The organism is Flavobacterium riviphilum, from assembly GCF_055231795.1.
This window is the reverse complement of sequence record NZ_JBUYSY010000001.1, coordinates 471957-494733: the sequence shown is the minus strand read 5'-3', so window position 1 is coordinate 494733 and position 22777 is coordinate 471957. Positions and strand designations below refer to the sequence as shown.

General features: G+C 37.0%; 17 protein-coding genes. 16 read left to right on the top strand and 1 reads right to left on the bottom strand.

What is annotated here, in order from left to right; translation table 11 throughout:
* The first annotated feature begins 26 nt into the window (after window positions 1-26).
* The 9 genes from ACZIX2_RS02165 (at window position 27) to ACZIX2_RS02125 (ending at window position 7781) form a co-directional block, all read left to right on the top strand.
* Window positions 27-1166, top strand: a complete 1140-nt coding sequence (locus ACZIX2_RS02165; protein ID WP_463338432.1) for a PDDEXK nuclease domain-containing protein — start codon at window positions 27-29, stop codon at window positions 1164-1166.
* A gap of 1 nt (window position 1167) precedes the next feature.
* Window positions 1168-1836, top strand: coding sequence for a uroporphyrinogen-III synthase (locus tag ACZIX2_RS02160; protein WP_463338431.1), 669 nt, complete (start codon window positions 1168-1170; stop codon window positions 1834-1836).
* A 66-nt stretch (window positions 1837-1902) separates the two neighbouring features.
* Window positions 1903-2931, top strand: coding sequence for a uroporphyrinogen decarboxylase (gene hemE / locus ACZIX2_RS02155; RefSeq protein ID WP_463338430.1), 1029 nt, complete (start codon window positions 1903-1905; stop codon window positions 2929-2931).
* Window positions 2932-3058: 127 nt separating this feature from the next.
* A complete protein-coding gene (locus ACZIX2_RS02150) occupies window positions 3059-3451 on the top strand; it encodes a hypothetical protein (RefSeq protein WP_463338429.1) in 393 nt (130 codons plus the stop codon).
* A 46-nt stretch (window positions 3452-3497) separates the two neighbouring features.
* A complete protein-coding gene (hemF, locus tag ACZIX2_RS02145; protein ID WP_463338428.1) occupies window positions 3498-4466 on the top strand; it encodes an oxygen-dependent coproporphyrinogen oxidase in 969 nt (322 codons plus the stop codon).
* A gap of 135 nt (window positions 4467-4601) precedes the next feature.
* Complete coding sequence (hemB, locus tag ACZIX2_RS02140; RefSeq protein ID WP_463338427.1) at window positions 4602-5606, top strand: porphobilinogen synthase; 1005 nt, start codon at window positions 4602-4604, stop codon at window positions 5604-5606.
* Between the two features lie 53 nt (window positions 5607-5659).
* Window positions 5660-6061 carry a c-type cytochrome gene (locus tag ACZIX2_RS02135; RefSeq protein WP_463338426.1) on the top strand — a complete coding sequence of 134 codons (402 nt, stop codon included), beginning with the start codon at window positions 5660-5662 and terminating at the stop codon, window positions 6059-6061.
* Between the two features lie 423 nt (window positions 6062-6484).
* A complete protein-coding gene (locus ACZIX2_RS02130) occupies window positions 6485-6955 on the top strand; it encodes a methylated-DNA--[protein]-cysteine S-methyltransferase (protein ID WP_463338425.1) in 471 nt (156 codons plus the stop codon).
* A gap of 112 nt (window positions 6956-7067) precedes the next feature.
* A complete protein-coding gene (locus ACZIX2_RS02125; RefSeq protein ID WP_463338424.1) occupies window positions 7068-7781 on the top strand; it encodes a 3'-5' exonuclease in 714 nt (237 codons plus the stop codon).
* A gap of 19 nt (window positions 7782-7800) precedes the next feature.
* On the opposite strand, the gene ACZIX2_RS02120 is transcribed toward ACZIX2_RS02125, so the two are convergent.
* Window positions 7801-8553, bottom strand: coding sequence for a DeoR/GlpR family DNA-binding transcription regulator (locus tag ACZIX2_RS02120; protein WP_463338423.1), 753 nt, complete (start codon window positions 8551-8553; stop codon window positions 7801-7803).
* Window positions 8554-8756: 203 nt separating this feature from the next.
* Between ACZIX2_RS02120 and ACZIX2_RS02115 the strand changes: the two genes are divergently transcribed.
* The 7 genes from ACZIX2_RS02115 to ACZIX2_RS02085 all read left to right on the top strand — a co-directional run bounded on the left by ACZIX2_RS02115 (window position 8757) and on the right by ACZIX2_RS02085 (window position 22770).
* Window positions 8757-10580: an outer membrane protein assembly factor BamB family protein gene (locus tag ACZIX2_RS02115; protein ID WP_463338422.1), complete on the top strand. Its 1824-nt coding sequence runs from the start codon at window positions 8757-8759 to the stop codon at window positions 10578-10580.
* Window positions 10581-11002: 422 nt separating this feature from the next.
* Window positions 11003-14383 (top strand): SusC/RagA family TonB-linked outer membrane protein, encoded by a 3381-nt coding sequence (locus ACZIX2_RS02110; protein WP_463338421.1) that lies wholly within the window; start codon window positions 11003-11005, stop codon window positions 14381-14383.
* An 18-nt stretch (window positions 14384-14401) separates the two neighbouring features.
* Window positions 14402-16138 (top strand): RagB/SusD family nutrient uptake outer membrane protein, encoded by a 1737-nt coding sequence (locus tag ACZIX2_RS02105; RefSeq protein WP_463338420.1) that lies wholly within the window; start codon window positions 14402-14404, stop codon window positions 16136-16138.
* 138 nt (window positions 16139-16276) lie between these two features.
* Window positions 16277-17437 (top strand): exo-beta-N-acetylmuramidase NamZ family protein, encoded by a 1161-nt coding sequence (locus tag ACZIX2_RS02100; protein WP_463338419.1) that lies wholly within the window; start codon window positions 16277-16279, stop codon window positions 17435-17437.
* Between the two features lie 5 nt (window positions 17438-17442).
* Window positions 17443-18258 (top strand): N-acetylmuramic acid 6-phosphate etherase, encoded by an 816-nt coding sequence (murQ, locus tag ACZIX2_RS02095; RefSeq protein WP_463338418.1) that lies wholly within the window; start codon window positions 17443-17445, stop codon window positions 18256-18258.
* 22 nt (window positions 18259-18280) lie between these two features.
* Window positions 18281-19774, top strand: coding sequence for a sodium:solute symporter (locus tag ACZIX2_RS02090; protein WP_463338417.1), 1494 nt, complete (start codon window positions 18281-18283; stop codon window positions 19772-19774).
* Between the two features lie 11 nt (window positions 19775-19785).
* Window positions 19786-22770 carry a glycoside hydrolase family 3 N-terminal domain-containing protein gene (locus ACZIX2_RS02085; protein WP_463338416.1) on the top strand — a complete coding sequence of 995 codons (2985 nt, stop codon included), beginning with the start codon at window positions 19786-19788 and terminating at the stop codon, window positions 22768-22770.
* Window positions 22771-22777 lie beyond the last annotated feature (7 nt).

The following is a 22777-nucleotide window of genomic DNA, read 5'->3' as shown; positions in this document are numbered from 1 at the left end:
GGCTTTTTCAGAAAACAAACATAAAAATGAGTCAATTGCACCACAACATTTCGTCAGATGCTTACAACGAATTTCTTTCGGATGTAGCTACTGCCGTGCAAGAACATAGAGTGCAAGCCATCCAATCCGTACAAACAATTTCCAATCAACTTTATTGGACAATTGGTGAACTCATTATTAAAAAGCAAGAAGAATTTGGGTGGGGTAAATCTGTAATTTTATTATTGAGTCAAGATTTACCACAATTAATTGGAGAAGGTGTGAGTTGGTCTCCCCGAAATCTTCAGTTTATGAAGCAATTGGTAGCCGAATATTCAAATGTGAAACCACTGGTTTCACATATAGAAAATGCAAATGTGAAGCAGCCTGCTTCACATTTGGAAAAAGCAAATGTGAACCAAGCTGGTTCACATTTAAAATATGTAAAAAAGCTTTTGTTTTCAGTGCCTTGGAAACACAATATTTTAATTATTCAAAAAGTTAAAGACCCTAAAGCACGCATATTTTATTTAGAGCAAACCATCAAAAACAGATACAGTAGAGCGGTTTTGTTGCACCAAATAAAGGCGGGTGCTTATGAGTATTTTATCTCAAAACCAACACAACATAATTTTGCAAAAGCCTTGCCTGAACATTTTCAAGAACAAGCCAGAGAAAGCATAAAAAGCGTATATAGTCTTGATTTTCTTGACATCAATAAGCCAATTACAGAGAAAGCGTTAGAAAAAACAATGATTGAAAACATCAAACGTTTAATGCTAGAATTGGGTTATGGCTTTTGTTTTATTGGCAACCAATACCGACTTTCGTTGGGCGAAAAAGAGTATTATATCGATTTACTTTTTTATCATAGAATTATCAAATGTCTGGTGGCAGTAGAATTGAAAGTAGTCGAATTTGAACCCGAATTTGTTGGCAAACTTGATTTCTATTTACAATTATTAGACGAACAATTAAAACAAGAGGACGACAAACCAAGTATTGGCATTTTGCTAGTTCCTAACAAAGACCATTTAGAAGTAGAATATACTTTACGAAACGCAAATAAACCAATAGGCGTTTCTGAATACATTTTGAGTAAGCAACTCCCAGAAGAGTGGATTGGAAAACTACCAACCGCAGAAGAATTTCAAAGGATTATTATTTCAGCCAAAAAACAACATTAAAATGAGTCAATCCATCCGAATTTTATCTACCAAAACACTTTTGCCCAATCAAAAGCAAGCTTTGCTGGACGCTCATTTTGATGTAATCGAAACCAATTTTATTCAAACTACCCTAACGGATTTTTCTTTAGATTCGGTAAACGAGCATTTGATTTTCACCAGTCAAAATGCCGTGAAAAATTTCTTGAAACATCCCAAAGCAACTGAATTTAAGCATAAAAAAGTCTTTTGCGTTGGATTAAAAACCAAGATAATGCTCACCGAAGCAGGGTTTGAAGTAGAAGCTTATATGGGATATGCTGAAGATTTAGCTGAAATCATTACGCTGATTTACAATAATGCTAGCTATACTTTCTTTAGCGGAAACCTTCGCAGAAATACGCTACCCGAAGCTTTACAAAGTGCGGGTATTGTTTTCAACGAGATTCAAGTTTACACGACAACTTTGTCTCCCCAAACGATTCAGGAAAAAGTAGATGGCATTTTATTTTTTAGTCCATCTGCGGTCGAAAGTTATTTAGCAGCAAACAAAATAAAAAACGAAATTTGCTTTTGCATAGGCGAAACCACCGCCGAGGCTTTAGAAAAAAATAAAATCAAGAACATTATCGTAGCCTCTCAACCTTCTATAGAAGATGTAATCGAAGAAGTGCTACAAGAATATACCTAAAAGAACAAAAAAAATAATAATTTAAGGTGTTCAGACTGAACACTAAAATATTGAACACTGATTACTATGTTAAAGAACGACCTATTTTTAAAAGCATTAAAAGGAGAATCCGTAGAACGTCCACCTGTTTGGATGATGCGTCAAGCAGGAAGATATTTACCAGAATTTCGTGCTTTGCGTGACAAATACGATTTCTTCACGCGTTGCGAAACGCCAGAATTAGCTGCAGAAATTACCGTGCAACCTATTCGTATCGTAGGACCAGATGCAGCGATTTTGTTTTCGGATATTTTGGTAGTGCCCCGTGCTATGGGAATTCACGTAGAATTAAAAGACAATTTAGGGCCTATAATTCCCAATCCAATTCGCACTATGGAGCAAGTCAATCAAGTGATTGTTCCAAATATCGAAGAAACCTTAGGTTACGTAATGGATGCGGTGAAATTGACTAAAGAAATGCTAAATGATGAAGTACCGTTAATTGGTTTTGCAGGTTCACCTTGGACAATTTTCTGTTATGCTGTAGAAGGAAAAGGTTCCAAAAGCTTTGATACCGCCAAAGGTTTTTGCTTCTCTAATCCAATTGCGGCGCATACCTTATTGCAAAAAATCACCGACACCACTATTTTATACTTGAAAGAAAAAGTAAAAGCTGGAGTAAACGCCGTCCAAATTTTTGATTCTTGGGGTGGAATGTTGTCACCGGTAGATTACCAAGAATTCTCTTGGAAATACATCAATCAAATCGTTGAGGCTTTGGCTGAGGTAACGCCAGTAATTGTTTTCGGAAAAGGATGCTGGTTTGCTTTAAACGAAATGGGAAAAAGCAAAGCTTCTGCTCTTGGAGTAGATTGGACGTGCACGCCTAGAAATGCTCGTTATTTATCTGGAGGAAACATTACTTTACAAGGAAATTTCGACCCATCCAGATTATTGTCACCTATTCCAACCATCAAAAAAATGGTACACGAAATGATTGACGAATTTGGAACCGACAAATACATCGCTAATTTAGGACACGGAATTTTACCAAACATCCCAGTAGACCACGCCAAGGCGTTTGTTGATGCGGTAAAGGAATATAGAAAGAAATAGTTAGTTCGTTCATTCTTTTCCTGCAAGGTTTTTTTTAACCTTGTAGGTATTTTTGAAAGTCCAGCTAAAAAAGGAATACCTACAAGGTCTAGAAAAAGACCTTGCAGGATAACACAAAATAATTAAAATGCTAAGCAAAGGATTGCGAGATAAAGAAAGTACCCGAATAGACCATTGTCTAAAGCAGTTGCATTCTTTAGTATTGCCACCTTTGGATTGGAATTTAGACCGAAAAGAGGCACTCGAAGTGGAGTTAAAAGATTTCGCAATGGATTTGGAGAGTCTGAATGATTTTTCACCAGAGGATTTGCTACTTCATCTGCAACGCCTTCATTTCGATTGGAACCAAATGGAATCCTTTGCCGATTTTATAATAGCGTTATCTGCAGCAAGTCCCTTTTCTTTTTCTGAAAAAGCACTTGCTGTTTATCGTTTTATCCAAAAAGAAAGTAAAGTGTTTTCGTTTGGAATCAATGCTAAAATTTCGGCTATAACTGACATCAATAATAACACAAAATAAATTCCTAGTTCCCCTTTCCTTCGGAGAGGGGTTAGGGGTGAGGCTTATGAAAAATAAATTTTATACTTACATCCAAAACCTTCAAGACCAAATCGTAGCTGGATTAGAAGCGGTTGATGGTCAGGCCAAATTCAAAGAAGACCTTTGGGACCGTCCAGAAGGGGGTGGAGGAAGAACACGCGTAATCGAGAACGGTGGTGTTTTCGAAAAAGGTGGTGTGAACATTTCGGCAGTACACGGCAAACTACCAGACAGTATGCAAAAATTATTCAACGTTGGTGAAGCCGATTTTTTTGCCTGCGGTTTGAGTTTGGTTTTGCATCCTAAAAATCCAATGGTTCCCACTGTACACGCCAATTGGCGTTATTTTGAAATGTATGATCCCTCGACTTCGCTCGGGACAGGTTCAAAAAAAGTGATTCAGCAATGGTTTGGAGGAGGACAGGATTTAACGCCATATTATCTTTTTGAAGAAGATGCTGTTCATTTTCATCAAACTTGTAAAACCGCTTGCGACAAGCACAATTCTGAGTTTTATCCCAAATATAAAAAACAGTGCGACGCCTATTTCTGGAATGCACATCGCAACGAGGCGCGAGGAATTGGCGGTTTATTCTTTGATTACTGCAAAGCTTCTGAAGCGATGAGTATGGAAGATTGGTACAATTTTGTAACTGAAGTAGGCAATAGTTTCCTTCAAGCTTACGTTCCCATTGTTGAACGAAGAAAAAATTTGCCCTACAATCAAGAACAACGCACTTGGCAGGAAATTCGTCGAGGTCGTTATGTCGAATTTAATTTGGTGCACGACAAAGGCACTTTATTTGGTTTAAAAACCAACGGAAGAATTGAGAGTATTTTGATGTCTTTGCCACCGCACGTGCAATGGGTGTATGACCATCATCCTATTGCGGGTAGCGAAGAAGAAAAAATACTAAAAGTATTAGAAAAACCTATTGATTGGTGCCCCCTAACGCCCAAAGAGGGAACTTCTCAAGATGTAGTAAAATATTAAAAATCGATTTATAATTGTTTAAATAGTAACATATAAGTGCCTTTTCATTTTGGAATCTTACTTTATGAAAGGACTTACTAAAACCCTATTGACCCCTAATAGGTATTCCCCCTTCGGGGGATAGGGGGCTGAATTATGTTCCCATTACATAGAGGTAGAAGATTACGCGTCAACGAATCCATAAGAAGCTTAGTGAGAGAAACCACTTTAAGCCCTAGCGATTTTATGTTTCCAATGTTCATAGCTGAGGGCGAAAAGGTACAAGTTGAAATTCCTTCTATGCCCGGAATCTATAGACGTTCCATTGATTTAACCGTGAAAGAAGTGCAAGAGCTTTTCGAATTGGGTATTCGTGCGGTCAATATTTATGTAAAAGTTAACGATGAGTTAAAAGACAATACTGGGAAAGAAGCATGGAATCCCAACGGATTAATGCAACAAGCCATTCGTGCTATCAAAGCGGCTTGCCCAGAAATGATTGTTATGCCCGATGTGGCTTTAGACCCATATTCTATTTATGGTCACGACGGAATCATTGCCAATGGCGATGTAGAAAATGACTCAACTAACGATGCTTTGGTAAAAATGGCCGTTTCGCATGCGGAGGCGGGAGCCGATTTTGTAGCACCAAGCGATATGATGGATGGACGTGTCTTGCGTTTGCGTCAAGGATTGGATGCTGCAGGTTATCACCACGTAGGGATAATGAGTTATTCGGCCAAGTATGCTTCGGCATTTTATGGTCCGTTTCGCGATGCGCTAGACAGTGCCCCAAAAGAAGCGGATGTCGAAGTGCCCAAAGACAAAAAGACCTACCAAATGGATTATGCCAATCGCATCGAAGCAGTAAAAGAGGCTTTGTGGGATGTGGAAGAAGGTGCCGATATGGTGATGGTAAAACCCGGAATTGCCTATTTGGATATCGTGCGTGAGGTAAAAAATGCCGTGAATGTGCCTGTAACCGTTTTCCATGTTTCGGGCGAATATGCTATGATTAAAGCCGCAGCAGAGAGAGGTTGGCTCGATCATGACAAAATTATGATGGAGCAATTGATGTGTATCAAGCGAGCTGGAGCTAGTCTAATTTCGACTTATTTTGCCAAAGAAGCTGCGATACTTTTGAAACAACATAACCACTAAACCTAGCCAAATAACCAAATAATAAGGATTCCAGCAATATAAAATAAATTGTTATGAGAAAAATTATCGTTCTAGCAGCAGTGTTATTTGTCGTTTCTTGTAAAAAAGAAAGTCAAGAACCATTTGGAAAAACTGAAACACCCCTTGAAAGTGCTTCACAAAACGCTTCCACTCCTGAAACGCTTGGAAAAGAACTTTTTGAAGGGAAAGGAGCTTGTGTAGCTTGCCATAAAGTGGATGCCAAACTTATAGGTCCTAGTGTTCAAGATATGGCGAAGACTTATAAAGAGCAAAACGGAAACCTTATCGCTTTCCTTAAAGAAGAAGCTAAACCCATCATGGACCCCTCGCAATACGAAGTGATGAAAGCCAATTTGGCCATCACCAAAGCCATGTCCGACGAAGAATTAAAAGGATTAGAAGCCTACATTTATTCCAATTTGAAAACGGAATAATCCCTAAAAAGAGCCATTTGGTACAATCGAATGGTTCTTTTTTTGAATTCAGTTTGATGCAAATATAGGAACCGCAAAGTTCGCAAAGTGTTACGCGAGGAACGCAATTACACCTCAAAGAACAATTTGCGTTAATTCGTTTTATTTTCGGTTATACTTTTAACCATATAAGGCATATAAGGACAATTAAGTTTTTTCTTTGTGAACTTTGCGTAAATCTTTGCGCCCCTTGCGGTTATCTTTTTTAACTATTTAAGGTCATTTAAGTTATTTTATTGCGAACCTTGCGTAAATCTTTGCGGCCTTTGCGGTTATCTTTTTTTTTCAAACACAAAAGGCATATAAATTCGCTTCATCCAAAGCAGAATCACCGCCATTCATCCAAAAACTTTTAGTACTTTGCGGTTCAAATCACACCAACTTATGGAAACTGTTGCTATCAATACACCACTAGGAATCGCCAAAATAACTGGCGATGCCAATGGCATTTCCCAAATTTCAGTTATCGATGAGGGAGCCGTTTCCGTTGAAATTCCAATCGTTTTGCAAGAAGCTGTTACCCAGCTTAATGATTATTTTCTAGGTCAACGCACCCATTTTGATTTCAAAATTAATCCCAAAGGCACCGAATTCCAACAAAAAGTGTGGCAAGCCCTACTTGAGATTCCGTACGGAAAAACTACAACTTATTTGGAACAATCCAAAAAACTAGGCGATATCAAAGCTATTCGAGCAGTAGCTTCGGCCAACGGGAAAAATCCACTTTGGATTGTCGTGCCCTGTCACAGGGTCATTGGTACGGATGGCTCACTAACGGGCTATGCTGGCGGATTGTGGCGCAAAAAATGGTTACTCGAACACGAAAATCCAACTGCCCAACAGCGTTTGTTTTAAGAAAAAAGAAACTATTTTTTTAAGACATGACGAAACAGATTACAAAAATACCTAAATTTAGGACTCCAATAGTTTGTGTAAATTCGTGTAATGCCTGTTTAAAATTAGATAGATGATCGAAAAAATCAACCTCAATAACATTCTTTTTCTAGATATAGAAACTGTTCCTGAAGTAGCTGATTTCAATTCCTTGGATGATGAAATGAAAGCGCTTTGGGACCACAAAACCCAATACCAACGCAAAGATGATTTTTCGCCTGAAGAATTTTATGACCGCGCCGGAATTTGGGCAGAGTTTGGTAAAATTGTTTGTATTTCGGTGGGTTTTTTTGTCATTAAGGGCGACATCCGTAATTTTAGAGTGACCTCGTTTTTCGGGGAAGAAAAGCAGTTATTGAGGGATTTCAGTAATCTCATCAACAACCATTTTAATCAGCCGCAACACCTGTTGTGTGGTCATAATGCCAAAGAATTTGATATTCCGTTTTTGGCAAGAAGAATGATTATCAATCAAATGCCTATCCCAGAAAAGCTCAATTTATTTGGCAAAAAACCATGGGAGATCCCGCATTTGGATACTTTAGAAATGTGGAAATTTGGCGATTATAAGCATTTTACTTCTTTGAAGTTAATGTGCAAAGTGTTGGGTGTCCCTTCCTCCAAAGGTGATATCGATGGCAGCCAAGTGGGGCATGTTTTTTATGTAGAAAAAGACATCGATCGCATCGTGACCTATTGCGAAAAAGACACTATTGCCGTGGCGCAGATTTTCCTTCGCCTTCGCAGAGAAGATCTACTGATTGAGGAAGAGATTATACATGTGTAAATGCGTTGAGAATTTCTACTTACTCCGTTAGCACTCCCATTTTTTTGTAATCTTCAAAGAAAGGATGGTCTGAATTGATGTCGGTGATTATGAAATCAATTTCCTGTAGTGTACATACGCTATAGGTCATTTTTTTATTCAACTTATCCGAAGTGAGCAAACAGATAGTCGCATCAGAAGATTTCATCATTTCTTTTTTAATCATCGATACTTCATATCCTTTTTCAGTCAAACCGTTTTTGACGTTGATGCTACTCACTCCCATAAAACAGATATCGGCTGAAATGCCCGAAAGGTATTGTAATACATCTATACCAACCGTAACCATGGCGTTTTTTTGAATTTTTCCACCAATAAACATAAGCTCAATATCCGGAAGTTTAGCCAATTCCATGGCAATGGGGAGGCTGTACGTATAAATGGTTGCTTTGAGATTTCTTGGCAACATACGGGCAAGTACAAGATTGGTGGTACCTCCACTCATGATGATTACTTGGCCGTCTTTTACATGTTTTAGGGCTTTTTGCGCAATGATTTCTTTTTCTTTGTATTTGGTGATTTTGGGTTCGTAAACCGTGTTATCTTGTCGCTCTTCAGACAAAAATGCTGCGCCATAAACTTTATTGATTTGTCCTGATTTTTTTAAATCATTCAAGTCTCTTCTTATAGTGTCTTCTGAAACATTAAATAAAGTGGCCAATTCCAAAGTGGTCGATTTTTTTTCCAATTGCAATTGGTTTAAGATGGCTTTTTGTCGTTCAATTTTCAACATGTTTTCTACTTCTTCAAATTTTTTAGCGGGTAAATATAATTAAAAAACGTATAAAAATGCATTTAAAGTCATTTTTTTTACTTTTTTTACTATGTTATCAACTGTTTTTAGATTTTTTAAGCGCTAAAACGTAAAAAAAAATTAAAAAACGCTATGATATTGCAATAATTTTATAAATTTGATTTACTATAATAAATTTCTTTATGAAGTCATTTTTTTCACTTGTTTTTCTACTCTGTTGTATCCAAATAGGTTGGTCTCAAAGTCGTTTTGCTTTGTTGTCGGATTTGCACGTAACGCCTCAAAATGAAGAAGAAACCGCTTTGAAAGCCATCGTACAAGAGGTGAATGCCTCGGATGCTGAATTTGTTGTAATAACAGGTGATTTGACCAATCAAGGGTCTGATGAGGAGTTGAAAAATGTAAAAGGAATTTTGTCGCAATTACAGAAGCCATGGTATGTGGTGCCTGGGAATCATGAAACGGTTTGGTCGCAAAGTGCGACAACTTCCTATACAAAATGGTTTGGTGACGACCGATTTTCATTCGTAAAGGATAGTACTTTATATGTCGGTTTTAATACAGGTCCTTATATGAAAATGGGGGATGGTCATGTAAAACATGAGGATGTTATTTGGTTGGAAAAGGAATTACAATCACAAGCTCCTAAAGTCAACAAGATTTTGGCTTTTTGTCATTATCCTTACACAACCAATGATTTGGGTAATGCGCAAGAGGTGGTGGGTATTTTGAAAAAATATAATGTAAGTGCTAGTTTTTGTGGGCATGGACATAGTTATGTGGATGTGCCTAAGGTGGGGATCAAAAACATTATGGCTCGCTCCGTGTTTTTAAAAAAAGATAGTATTCCTGGGTATTCCATAGTGACTCACGATGCCAAGCATGTAATAGTTTTGGAAAAAAAAATAGGGCAAGCTCCCGTTGTAAAATATCAATTTGGCACACAAGAAAGTAGAAGTATACCCTTGCCAGAGCCCGTAAAATTTGATAACATTGATTTGGGACGGGTATCGATTGAATTGTTGTATCAGGATGAGGCTTCCATTTTTACGGGACTAGCGTTGGATAAGCGTAATTATTATTTTGGTAACTCTCTAGGAAAACTTAAAGCGGTATCGAAAAACTCTTCAAAAGTTGTGTGGGAATACACCACGGCGTCTTCATTGTATTCGACACCTCTAGTTTATTCGTCAAGCGTGATTCAGCCGGGAACAGATAATTACATTCATTCGGTTGCCATTAAAAATGGGAAGTCGGTTTGGAAAAAGGAGGTGAATGCGCCAATAGTAGCAGATGGGGTGATTAAAAACGGGAAGTTGTATCAAGGAGGGTTTCAACGTTTTTACAAAATCAATCCTAAAAATGGTAAGTTACTTTGGGAATTTAAAGACGCCTTAAATTATTGTCAAGCACAACCCGTTGTGGAAAAAGGAAAAGTGCTTTTTGGTGTTTGGGATACTAATTTGTATTGTTTGAATGCAGCAACAGGGACAATGGAATGGAAATGGAATAATGGTAGAAAAGGGAATTTGTTATCTCCCGGAAATTGTGTTCCTGTGGTAGCCAATGAACGTGTCTATATCGTTGCGCCGGATCGTTATATGACGGCTTTGCAGTTGACTACAGGCCAGGAGATTTGGAGATCAAATGCGAATAAAATAAGGGAATCACAAGGACACAGTCAAGATAATAAGATGGTATATGGTAAAACCATGGATGGGGTACTGATTGCGGTGCCAACGTCTGCTTCAGCTTATGAATTGGCATGGCAAGTGGATTTGGGATATGGTTATGACCATGCACCATGTCCGATTGTTGAACATAATGGATTGATTTATGCAGGGTCAAGAAACGGATGGGTGGCAGCGGTAGATAGTAAAACGCATCAAGTTGTAATGCGATTTAAAGCGGGAAATTCCGAAGTGAATCAATTTGTGATTGATACCAATGGGGAAGTGTATTTTTCTATGATCGAAGGGAAAGTGTATAAAATTTCAAAAAAGTAAATAGTATAAAGGTATTGTAATGTGTAAGAATGACTGTTTTGTATTAGTGTTTTTAGTTTGTTAGTTAAGTTTTTTTGTTGATAATTCGTTATTAACTAGTCAGTTTTCGCATAGCATGCCAGCCCGGATTCAAGTCATCTTGAGTTCGGGTTTTTTTATTGGAGCGATTATTTTGTGGTAGATTTTTATTTGCTTTTGCTAAATGTGTGGTGAGTTGTATGAAAAAATGAATACTTGGTATAGTTGCAATTTACTTAAAAGTGCGGTTTTGTTGTATTTGTATTCAAATAAGCGATAAATCAATTCAAAAATGCAAAAAAAACTATGTTATGTTATTTTTTAATATAAAATTAACTATATTTGGTGTGTAACAAACCAAATAATGCAAAATAATGCATTTGTATTTATTAAATAACTATTTTATGAAATTTGAAAATTCAAAAAAAAGCAAGAAAAAGCACTGTGGGTTGAGTACCTATGCAATGCTAGCGGCTTCTATGATGGTGGTATGTGCCCCATTGTATGCTGCGGAGAATTCGACTACTTTTGATCGTGTAGAATTAGTACAAGAACGAATTAGTGGTCGTGTTTTGGATGCCTCCCTACAGCCAATAGTAGGAGCCAACATTACAATTAAAGGGACTAACAAGTCAGTTACTACTGATTTTGATGGAAGATTTGAGATAAAGGCAGAAAAAGGTCAGGTTTTGGTAGTGACCATGATGGGTTATACTAAAAAAGAAGTTCAGATTACAGGCTCTACAGTTGAAGTGGTTTTACAGGGTGAAACCCAAAAATTGAATGAAGTAGTTGTGGTAGGTTTTGGGAAACAAAGAAAGGTAAACTTAACCGGAGCTGTTGCCTCTGTTAACGTAGAGAGAAATTTAGTAGGGCGTCCTGTTACTGATATCTCTCGTTCTTTACAAGGGACTACTCCTGGTTTGAATATTACTACACCATCCGGAAATATTGGTAGAGGAACCTCTATCAACATTCGTGGGGCTGGTACAATCGTGAATGGAACGGTAAGTGGATCACCTTTGATATTGATTGATGGAATGCCCGGGGATTTATCATTGTTGAACCCAGAAGATGTGGCTAGTTTATCAGTGTTGAAAGATGCGGCTTCTGCTTCTATCTATGGAGCTCGTGCTGCTTTTGGGGTTGTTTTGGTTACTACTAAAAATGGAAGTAGAGATAAAGATAAAATTCGTTTTTCTTACAGCAACAACTCGGGATGGAGCACTCCAATTAATTTAGTTAAATTTTTAGATCCAGAACAAGAGTTGCCTGTTTTGATAGATGCTAAGAATAGAGCTGGTGCAACACCTGAGGCTTTTGGTATGAATTACAATACGTTGCTTGCAGGGGTTAAAAATTGGAAAGCCAAATATGCTGGAACTCGTAGTGATTTGGATTTAAATATGGTGTATGGTGAAGATTGGGAAATTGTAAACGGAAGAGCCCATTTTTACAGAGTATGGAATCCTCACAAAGTAATGTTGAAAGAAAACGCCATGAATAGTTTTCATAATTTATCTGCTCAAGGGGCAATTGGTGAAAAAAGTTCTTTCATCGCTTCGTTAGGGTATTCTAATCAAGAAGGGGTTTACAGAGAAAATAATGATGAAATAAAACGTTATAATGTAAATTTAGGTTTAACTACTCAATTAGCAGATTGGTTAGTGGGTGATTTTAAAGTATTGAATTCTATTCAAGACTTTAACTATCCTTATAATTATTATAATACTGGTGGAGTTATTGGATCGGCACCTACTCAAACTGCTAATACTGTAAGTGTAGGAAGTGGTGGTTACTTTGGATTTTACTCTCGTTTCGGAGCTTATTTCCCTTATGGTACCTATAAAGGAACAAGTTTTAGACATGCGCCTGGATTCTTAAGAGAAGCCTCTCAAAATGTGGACAGTACTAATGATTTACGTTTACAAGCTAAGTTAACGGCTACAATTGCTGAAGGGTTTAATGTGATAGCAGATTATAGTATGAATAGAAACTATAATAGTCATAAAATGAATGGGGGTCAAGTGCCTCTATGGGATTGGTGGAGTGCGATTCCATCATTGCAGTCAGCTACTCCAGCATTGTTTACTGTTGCTGATGATCATGTTTCACAATCGAAAGCGCGTAGATTAACTCACGTATTTAATGCCTATGCTAATTATAATAAAACTATCAAAGAGGATCATAAAATTGGTGTTACAGCTGGTATGAACACTGAGTGGAGTGATTTTGAAAGAACTTTTGCCAGAAGAAATACCCTTTTGGATAGAGAAAAACCTGAATTCAGATTGGCAATTGGTCAAGAATTTGCTTCAACAGCATTATCTGGATTTGAACCTGGACATTCACAGTATGCTATTGCAGGTTTGTTCGCGAGAATTAATTACAATTACAAAGAAAAATACCTTTTGGAATTGAACGGTCGTTACGATGGCTCGTCTAGATTTCCAACGGATCAACAATGGGGCTTTTTCCCTTCAGCTTCTGTAGGATACCGTATTTCTAAAGAGAACTTTATGAAGTTCTCAGAAAACTGGTTAACAGACTTGAAATTAAGAGCTTCTTATGGTACAATAGGAAATCAAAATATTGCTGCTAACGCATTCTTGCCTGTAATGGGTACTACTACTCCAAACTGGATTGGATCAGGAACAACTATTCCTCCAGGAGCAGCATTGCCTTCAAACGTAGATCCAAGACTTACTTGGGAAGAAGTAACCACCGTGGATTATGGAGTAGATGTTAGATTGTTTGATATGTTAGGAATTACTTTCGATTGGTACCAAAGAGATACCAACGGAATGTTAGCGCCAGGTAAAATATTACCTTCAACTTTTGGCCAAGGTGCTGCTAACACGAATGCGGGTAACTTACAAACTAAAGGTTGGGAACTTGGGGTAAACTTTAATAAACAAATTAATCCTAACATCAGTGTTTATGCTGACGTTGCTTTGTCCGATTATAAGACTGTGGTGACTAAATGGAATAACCCAACCAAGTTATTGACTGGCTTTTACGAAGGGCAAGTTTTAGGGGAAATTTGGGGATTAACTACCGATAGATTGATTCAGACTAATGATGTAATTACAAATAATGGTTTAACGGTAAATGGTGTAGATTACAAAAACTTACGCGCAAGTGGTGTTTTCCAATTTGGAGCGGGAGATATTATGTACAAAGATTTGAATGGTGATAATGCTATCACAAGAGGTGATGGTACAGCATTAAATCCTGGCGATTTGAAAATTATCGGAAACAATACTCCTCGTTACCAATATTCATTACGTTTAGGTGGTGTGTTTTACGGATTTGATGTAGATGCTTTCTTCCAAGGAGTTGGAAAAAGAGATTTTTGGTCAGGTACTTCAGATGTTATATTGCCTTTCTACCAGAATACAGATGCTTTATTTGCACATCAAACCGATTTTTGGACACCAACCAATACCGATGCATTTTACCCAAGACCATTCCCTGGACATAACTCAAATGCTTTTGGGACTTATGCACCTGGTATGAATAACTTTATTTCACAAACGCGTTATTTGTTAAACTTGTCTTACTTAAGATTGAAACAATTAACTTTGGGGTATACCTTGCCTAAATCTATGAGTCAGCGTATTGGTATGGATAAGATTAGACCTTATGTTTCTGGGGTTAACTTATGGACGTTGAAAAATAGTAGATTGCCTATCGACCCTGAGATTACAGAAGGAGAAGCACATTTTGGTAGAACTTATCCATTCCAAAGAACTTGGTCTGTGGGTATTCAAATGAATTTTTAATATAAATTACGACAAAGTATGAAAAGTATAAATCACATAAAAAAATGGTCTTTAATAGTTTTAGGAGGAGCATTTTTGAACAGTTGCTCGGATTTTTTAGACAAGCAACCTTTAGATTCTTTTACCAGTGATAATTTTTGGTCGTCAGAAAACAATGTTAGAACCTTCAATAATTCAAATTTCGAGGTTTTTTTAGGGTATGGAAATGGTTCTGGTACGACAGCTGAATTTTATTTTCATTCCGCATCACAATTTGATGATAATTTAACAAATAGAGATCTAGTTATCTTTAACACAGCGGCTAATGCGACTAACGGAAACTGGAATACCGCTTTTACTCAAATAAAGAGAGCTAATTTGATGCTAGAGAAAGTCCCTTCGATAGCAACTATGGATCAAACAAAGAAAAACCATTTTATTGGAGTAGCTAAATTTTTTAGAGCATACAACTATTTCAATTTAGTAGAGCAATTTGGTGATGTGCCTTATTATGATAAATTTATTACAGTTGATAATCCAGATGTATACAAACCAGCTTCTCCTAGAGCAGAAGTTATGGATAAAATCATAATGGATTTGGAAGATGCTTCTAATTTGATGTTGGCTGTTGACGGTAACAATACGAATATCAATAAGTACACTGCATTAGCATTATTAGCTAGAGTTAGTCTTTATGAAGGAACTTATAAAAAATACCAATTAAATCAAAGTGGTGCTGCTTATTTTACTAAAGCTAAAGCAGCAGCTTTACAGATTATGAATAGTAAAGTTTATGCGTTGAATACTAATTGGAAAGATAATTTTAATGCATTAGAATTACTAAACAATAAAGAACAAATTTTGTGCAAACGCTACGAGAGCGGAATTTTTATGAATTCTATTCAAGCGTACACAAATTCGTCAACTAGACAAAATGGTATGTCAAAGTTTGCGGCTGAGAGTTATGTAACAGCAAATGGTTTGCCAATCAAACAAGTGGGTGGAAATCCGCAGTTTGTTGATGATGCAACACCAGCTAATACTTTTGCAAACAGAGACAAACGTTTTTCTCAAATAAATTTGCCGACTAATTATTACTATGGTACTGTAACTTCGCCAAATGCTTTGACTTCAAGTACTGGATATTTAATTGAATTGTTTAACAATCCTGCAACTCCATTAACAGTAATGGGTTCGATTAATGGAAATTTCATTGATGCACCTATTTTTTCTTATGCTGAAGTATTGTTGAATTACGCAGAAGCCTCTGCTGAGTTAGGAACAATTTCAAATGGTGATTTGGATATTTCTATCAATTTACTAAGAACTAGAGCGGGTATTGCTAAATTGACAACTGATGGAACTAATGCTTCTGCAAATGGAATTGTTATCAATGATCCACAGCGAACTTCGGCATTAGAGCAAATTACAGGAGCAGTGAATCCAATCATTTGGGAAGTACGTAGAGAAAGAAGAGTGGAGCTGATGTCATGGACTTACTTGAGAAGGATGGATCTTAACCGTTGGAAAAAAGGGGATTACTTGGATTCAACCAAAAACCCTGATTTGTTCTTAGGTGCTAGAGTACCTTCATTAATTGGTAATACTACAAGTACTATCAAAGTAAATGCACAAGGTTACATTCTGCCTTATGCGAATAACCCGAGTAGATCATTTGTAGCACCTAAGCATTATTTGAATGCTATACCTGTAAATGAAATTATGATATACAAAGCAGAAGGCGTTACTTTAACTCAAAACCCAGGTTGGGAATAAATCTAAATGTTTACTACCACTTCCAAAAGAAGTGGTAGTTTTTTTAATCCATTTGTTTTTTTTATTAAATGAGGCTTATTCCTAAGTATTCAGGCCTTTTTATGCCTTTTTTTCACCTCTTTTTTTTAAATAATTACAATGAAATTTCTAATAAAATATAGTATTGGTATACTCTTTATAGGCTGTTTTACTTTGCTACAGGCACAACCAAAATTGCTACAACTAGGTTCCGATCAATTTGCTAAATATCAAAATCTATTATCGGGAAAAAAAGTAGGTATAGTTACCAATCAATCGGGGATATTGTCCAATGGTATCCATATTGTGGATTATTTAAAGATGCAAAATGTAAATGTTACTACCATTTTTGCTCCCGAACACGGCTTTAGAGGAAAAGAAGATGCAGGCGAAAAAGTACAAAGTGGTATCGATGCCGCTACCGGTATTCCTGTTTTGTCATTGTACGGCGATAAGAAGAAACCTAATGCCGAGAGTCTTAAAAATGTAGAAATCCTATTGTATGACATTCAAGATGTAGGAGTTCGTTTTTATACTTATATTTCAACCTTGCACTATTTAATGGAATCTTGTGCCGAAAACAATATTCCGCTCGTTGTTTTGGATCGACCCAATCCGAATGGAGCCCTAATTGATGGCCCAATTTTGGAAAAAGAATATAGCAGCTTTGTAGGGGTGCACCCCATTCCGATTCTTCATGGACTAACAGTAGGCGAGTTGGCACAAATGATCAATGGAGAAAAATGGTTGAAAAATGGAGTGCAATGTCAATTGACCGTTATACCTTGTGCGAACTATCAAAAAAAAGATTTTTATCATTTGCCGGTTCGTCCTTCGCCAAATTTACCCAATGATCAATCTATAAATTTATATGCTAGTCTATGCTTTTTCGAAGGAACCAATGTGAGCGTGGGAAGAGGAACCGATTGGCCTTTTCAAATATTTGGCTCTCCATTTTTAGCTTTGGAAGAATTCACTTTTACACCTAAGCCAAATTTTGGGGCGAAAGATCCTCTTTACAACGGACAATTGTGTAAAGGAAAAGATTTGACACACTATCCCAAAGTAACTAAATTGGAATTGCAATGGCTTTTGGAAGCGTATAAGAATACTGCCGATCAAGCAAAATTTTTCAATCCCTTTTTTGTAAAATTAGCTGGAACTCAAAGTTTACGAAAACAAATTGAAGCCGGTTGGTCTGAAAATAAAATTAGAGCTACTTGGGCCAAAGGATTAAAAAAATATAAAAAACAACGTTTGCCTTACTTATTATATAACTAAGAAATATGAAAAAATTAGACTCGGATACCGAAAAAAGTTCGCTTTATGACTCACTTGAGAAGATGAGTACCGAAGAAATATTGACCAATATCAACCAAGAAGATGCTAAAATTGCTGCTGTTGTAGCTTCACAAATTCCGATGATAAGAAATCTAGTAGACGGAATTGTGGACACTATAGCTGCTGGGGGGCGCTTGTTTTATATAGGAGCAGGTACTTCAGGACGTTTAGGAATACTAGATGCTTCCGAATGTCCACCCACTTTTGGTGTAGATGAAAATGTAGTTATCGGCATTATAGCAGGTGGGGATATAGCCATACGAAGACCAGTAGAAAATGCAGAAGATGATACTACACAAGCATGGCAAGATTTGCAAGCTTACGGGATTACTTCTAAGGATGTAGTGGTGGGTATTGCAGCTTCAGGGAATACACCATATGTGGTTGGTGGGGTGAAAAAAGCCAAAGAAATGGGATTAATTACCGGAGCCATTTTTTGCAATAGCAAAGCAACATTAAAAACTATGGTAGATTTCCCCATTGAGTTAGTGGTGGGACCAGAATTTCTTACCGGCAGTACGCGTATGAAAGCTGGTACATCGCAAAAACTGGCTTTGAATATGATTACCACCGCTTTGATGATTCGATTAGGCAAAGTCAAAGGCAACAAAATGGTAGATATGCAATTGACTAATAAAAAATTAGTGACTCGTGGGGTTACCATGATTACTGAAACACTGGGCATCGATGTAACAGAAGCACAAGAATTACTTTTAAAACATGGCAGTGTTCGCAAAGTGTTAGACCATTTTAATCCATAATTTTATTCATAAACTCATTTCAATGACACCTTTTAATATCATCCTCTTAATCTTATTGTATTTTGGTTCTTTACTATTGATCTCCTATTATGTGAGTAGAAAAGATAGTGGGAATGACGCTTTTTTTAGAGCCAATAAAAATTCAAAATGGTATATGGTTGCCATTGCAATGATTGGGACTTCTCTTTCGGGAGTAACTTTTGTATCTGTACCAGGTGAAGTGGGGGCTCCTTCTGGCGAACAATTCAAATATTTCCAATTTATACTAGGAAATGCGGTGGGTTTTGTCATCATCTCAACAATACTTTTGCCGATTTACTATCGTATGAATTTAACCTCAATTTACGGTTACATCGAAAAAAGATTGGGTTACTATAGTTATAAAACAGCCGCATCTATTTTTTTAATTAGTCGTACGATTAGTTCGGCTTTCCGATTGTATTTGGTGGTAATCATTTTGCAACGCTATGTTTTTGATTATTATAAAATTCCTTTTGTAACAACAGTTATTGTTTCGCTGCTGTTGATTTTTCTGTATACGTATAAAAGTGGTCTAAAAACGATTATCATTACCGATACTTTGCAAACTTTCTTTTTGGTGGCTGCGGTTATATTGACCATCTACTTTATTTGTGATGGTTTGCATATTTCGGTGCTAGATTCTGTGGAAACCATCAAACAAAGTCACTATTCCAAAGTTTTCTTTTTTGAAGATTTTATTTCTAATAAGTTTCATTTTGTCAAGCAATTTTTGGGAGGTATTTTTGTTACTATAGCCATGACTGGTTTGGACCAAGATTTAATGCATAAAAATTTAAGTTGTAAAAACATCAAAGAAGCTCAAAAAAACATGTTGACATTTACGGGCTTTTTTGTAGTAGTCAATTTGTTCTTTTTAAGTTTAGGCGCGTTGTTATATCTCTATGCTGACAAAATGGGAATACAAGTTCCTTTGGATTTGACTACAGGTAAGCCACGTACTGATTTACTTTTTCCTGAAATTGCCCTACACCATTTGGCTGTTTTTCCTGCCATTGTTTTTCTCTTAGGTCTTATAGCCGCTACCTTTGCCTCTACAGGCTCTGCATTAACGGCATTGACTACATCCTTTTGTGTCGACTTTCTCAATATGGAAACCAAAGAAAATGGAGGAAGTATTATCAAAAGGCATTGGACTCATTTTGGATTTTCCGTAGCAACTTTGGCTGTGATTATCGTTTTTGACGCTTTAAACGATGCCTCAGTTGTAACTATGATTTTCAAGATTGCCTCGTATACCTATGGGCCTTTGTTAGGTTTATATGGATTTGGAATCTTTGTACAAAATCGAAAGGTAAAAGATAAATGGGTGCCGATAGTGTGCTTTGCTTCGCCTGTTGTAACGTATGTGCTCAATAGCAATTCTGTTCAATGGATGGGAGGGTATGTATTCGATTTTGAATTAATATTAATCAACGGATTACTTTGCTTCTTTGGCTTACTTGCCATAAGTTCCAAAAACACTTTGAGTGAATAAATACATTACCGATGAATTTCAGATTTCCCATTTTAGGATTGACACTAGCATTATTAATGCTGATGATCAACTGTGGCATGCCTAAATCACCTATTGCTTTAGAAAATCAAACGCTTGTATATCAGCCAAGCGCTAAAGCAGACACTACTGTTTTTTTTAAATCTAGTCCAGCCGAAACACAGTGGGTAGACAGTGTATTTGCCACGATGACTACACGCGAGAAAATAGGACAATTATTTTTTGTAAATGCGTATTCCAATCGAGATACCATTCATTCAAACAGCATAAAAAAACTTATTGGCATAGAAAAAATTGGAGGCCTAATTTTTTTTCAAGGAGGTCCCATTCGTCAAGCAAAATTGACCAATACCTATCAATCACTCTCTAGAATTCCATTATTTATAGGGATTGATGCCGAATGGGGTTTAAGCATGCGTTTGGATTCGACCTATAAGTTTCCATGGAATCTCACGCTAGGGGCCGTAAGGGATTTAAAGCTTATTGAGAAAGTAGGTGAAGCCATGGGGAAAGAAAACAACCTAATGGGAGTCCATTTTAATTTTGCTCCGGTGTTAGATGTCAATACCAATCCCAAAAACCCGATTATTGGTTTCCGTTCTTTTGGGGAATCCAAAAAAAATGTTGCCGAAAAAGCTTCTGCCTTGATTAGAGGGCAACAAAAATATAAGGTCCTAGCTACGGGTAAACATTTCCCTGGACATGGCGATACCGAAGTCGATTCGCATAAAGCCTTGCCCAAACTTTCATTTTCTTTAAGCCGTTTGAATCAAATCGAATTGTATCCATTCCGCAAACTTTTTGACGAAGGAATAGCGTCGGTTATGGTCGCTCATTTGAATATTCCTTCTATCGTAGGTACTTCAGGGATGCCGAGTTCGATTTCGCCTCAAGTAGTTACTGATATGTTGCAAAAACAATTGGGGTATCAAGGGTTAATCATGACCGATGGTATTGGAATGAACGGCCTTAGAAACTACAAACCCGATCCGGGAGAAGCCGAGTATGCCGCTTTTATGGCAGGAAACGATTTGTTACTTTGCCCGATGAATGTGAAAGCTGGAGTAGAAAAAATTGAAGCCGCATACTTGAATAACACCATTTCAGAAGAGCGTTTAGCACATTCGGTGAAGAAAATATTGCAATTCAAATACAGAGCCGGATTGCATCACGTTCAAAAAATTGAAACTCAACATTTGATTGAAGAGTTACATCCCAAATCCAACGAGTCGTTACAATATGATATTTATAAAAATGCCATTACAGTAGCTAGAAATGAAAAGAACATCTTACCAATTGCCGATGTTTCTTCTGCTATTGCATACATCAAATTTGGTGATGGAGAGCATCAGTCTTTTCTTGAAACAGCTCAGAATTATGCCAAAATATCCGAATTTCGATCTGATGATCCCATGTTGGTCCAAAAACTAAAAGGATTCAAAACCGTAATTATTGGAATACATCAATTGGATAAAGCCTGGGCTAAATTGAAATTGACGCCAAACGATTTGAATACCATTCAAACCATTTCTAAAAAGCACAACGTAATAATTGACGTATTTGCCAATCCTTATACATTGATGGATTTGGAGGCATTGTCCTCGGTAGAAGCTATAGTTTTTTCGTACCAAAATGCCAATATCGCTCAAAACGTAAGCGCTCAAATACTTTTCGGTGCTCTTGATTCAAAAGGGGTTTTGCCGGTAACAGTAAATCCAAAATTGCCAGGAGGGACGGGCATTTTTATTAAAAACATTGAACGTTTGGGGTTTGACACACCAGAAAATCAAGGGATGAAAAGTAATTTTATGACCCAAATCGACAGTTTAGTTCATTATGCCATCGATCGTCATATTGCTCCAAGTGCTCAAATTGTAGTGGCTCGAAACGGAAAAGTTATTTTTCAAAAAGCATACGGATTCAAAACCTATGACCAGCAAGAAGCTGTACAAACTAGCGATTTATACGACCTAGCTTCTATTACCAAAATGGTAGCTACTCTCCCCAATGTGATGCAAAATTATGACAAAGGATTATTGCAGAAAGACACACGGCTAGGGGCGATGGTACCCATGTTGGCCAATTCCAATAAGAAAGATATTCAATTTAACGATCTGATGCTTCATGCTGCTGGAATGGTAGCTTGGATTCCTTTTTATAAAGCTACTTTGGATACCAACAAAAAACCCGATGTGCGTTATTATCAAAATACGGCTTCCAAAGAGTTTTCTATTCCAGTAGCAGAAAACTTATTTTTACGAACCGATTATAAAGATACCTTACTCAGTACTATTGCTCAAAGCCCTATGTCAGAGAAGAAAGAATATAAGTACAGCGATTTGACTTTTATTCTATTAAAAGAGTATTTAGAACAAGCTTCAGGGAAAAAATTAGACGTTTTAGCCCATGACAATTTTTTTACATCCATGGGAATGTATCGCACTACTTTTAATCCCTTAACCCAATTTAATAAAAAAGAAATAATACCAACTGAAGTAGATAATTATTACCGCTATCAAACTCTTCAAGGGTATGTACACGATATGGGGGCAGCTATGATGGGGGGAGTAGCAGGACATGCAGGATTGTTTTCCAATGCGATGGATGTAGCCAAAATGATGCAATTGTTTTTGCAAAAGGGCACTTATGGTGGGCGACAATATTTTTCGAGTGCTACCTTTGATAGTTTTAATACTTGTTGGAAATGTAATGAAGGTAATCGCCGTGGTTGGGGGTTTGATAAACCTCAATTAAATCATGAAAAAAGCCCTACTTGCGATTGTGTTTCCAAAGCAAGTTTTGGACATACAGGTTTTACGGGCAATATGGCTTGGGCTGATCCTGCAACGGGAATTGTTTACGTATTTTTGTCCAATCGTACTTATCCTGAGATACCCAATGGAGATCAAAATTTATTGGCTCAAGAAAGAATTAGAGAAAAAATTCAGCAATACATTCAAGAATCAATTATTAAGTAATACAATT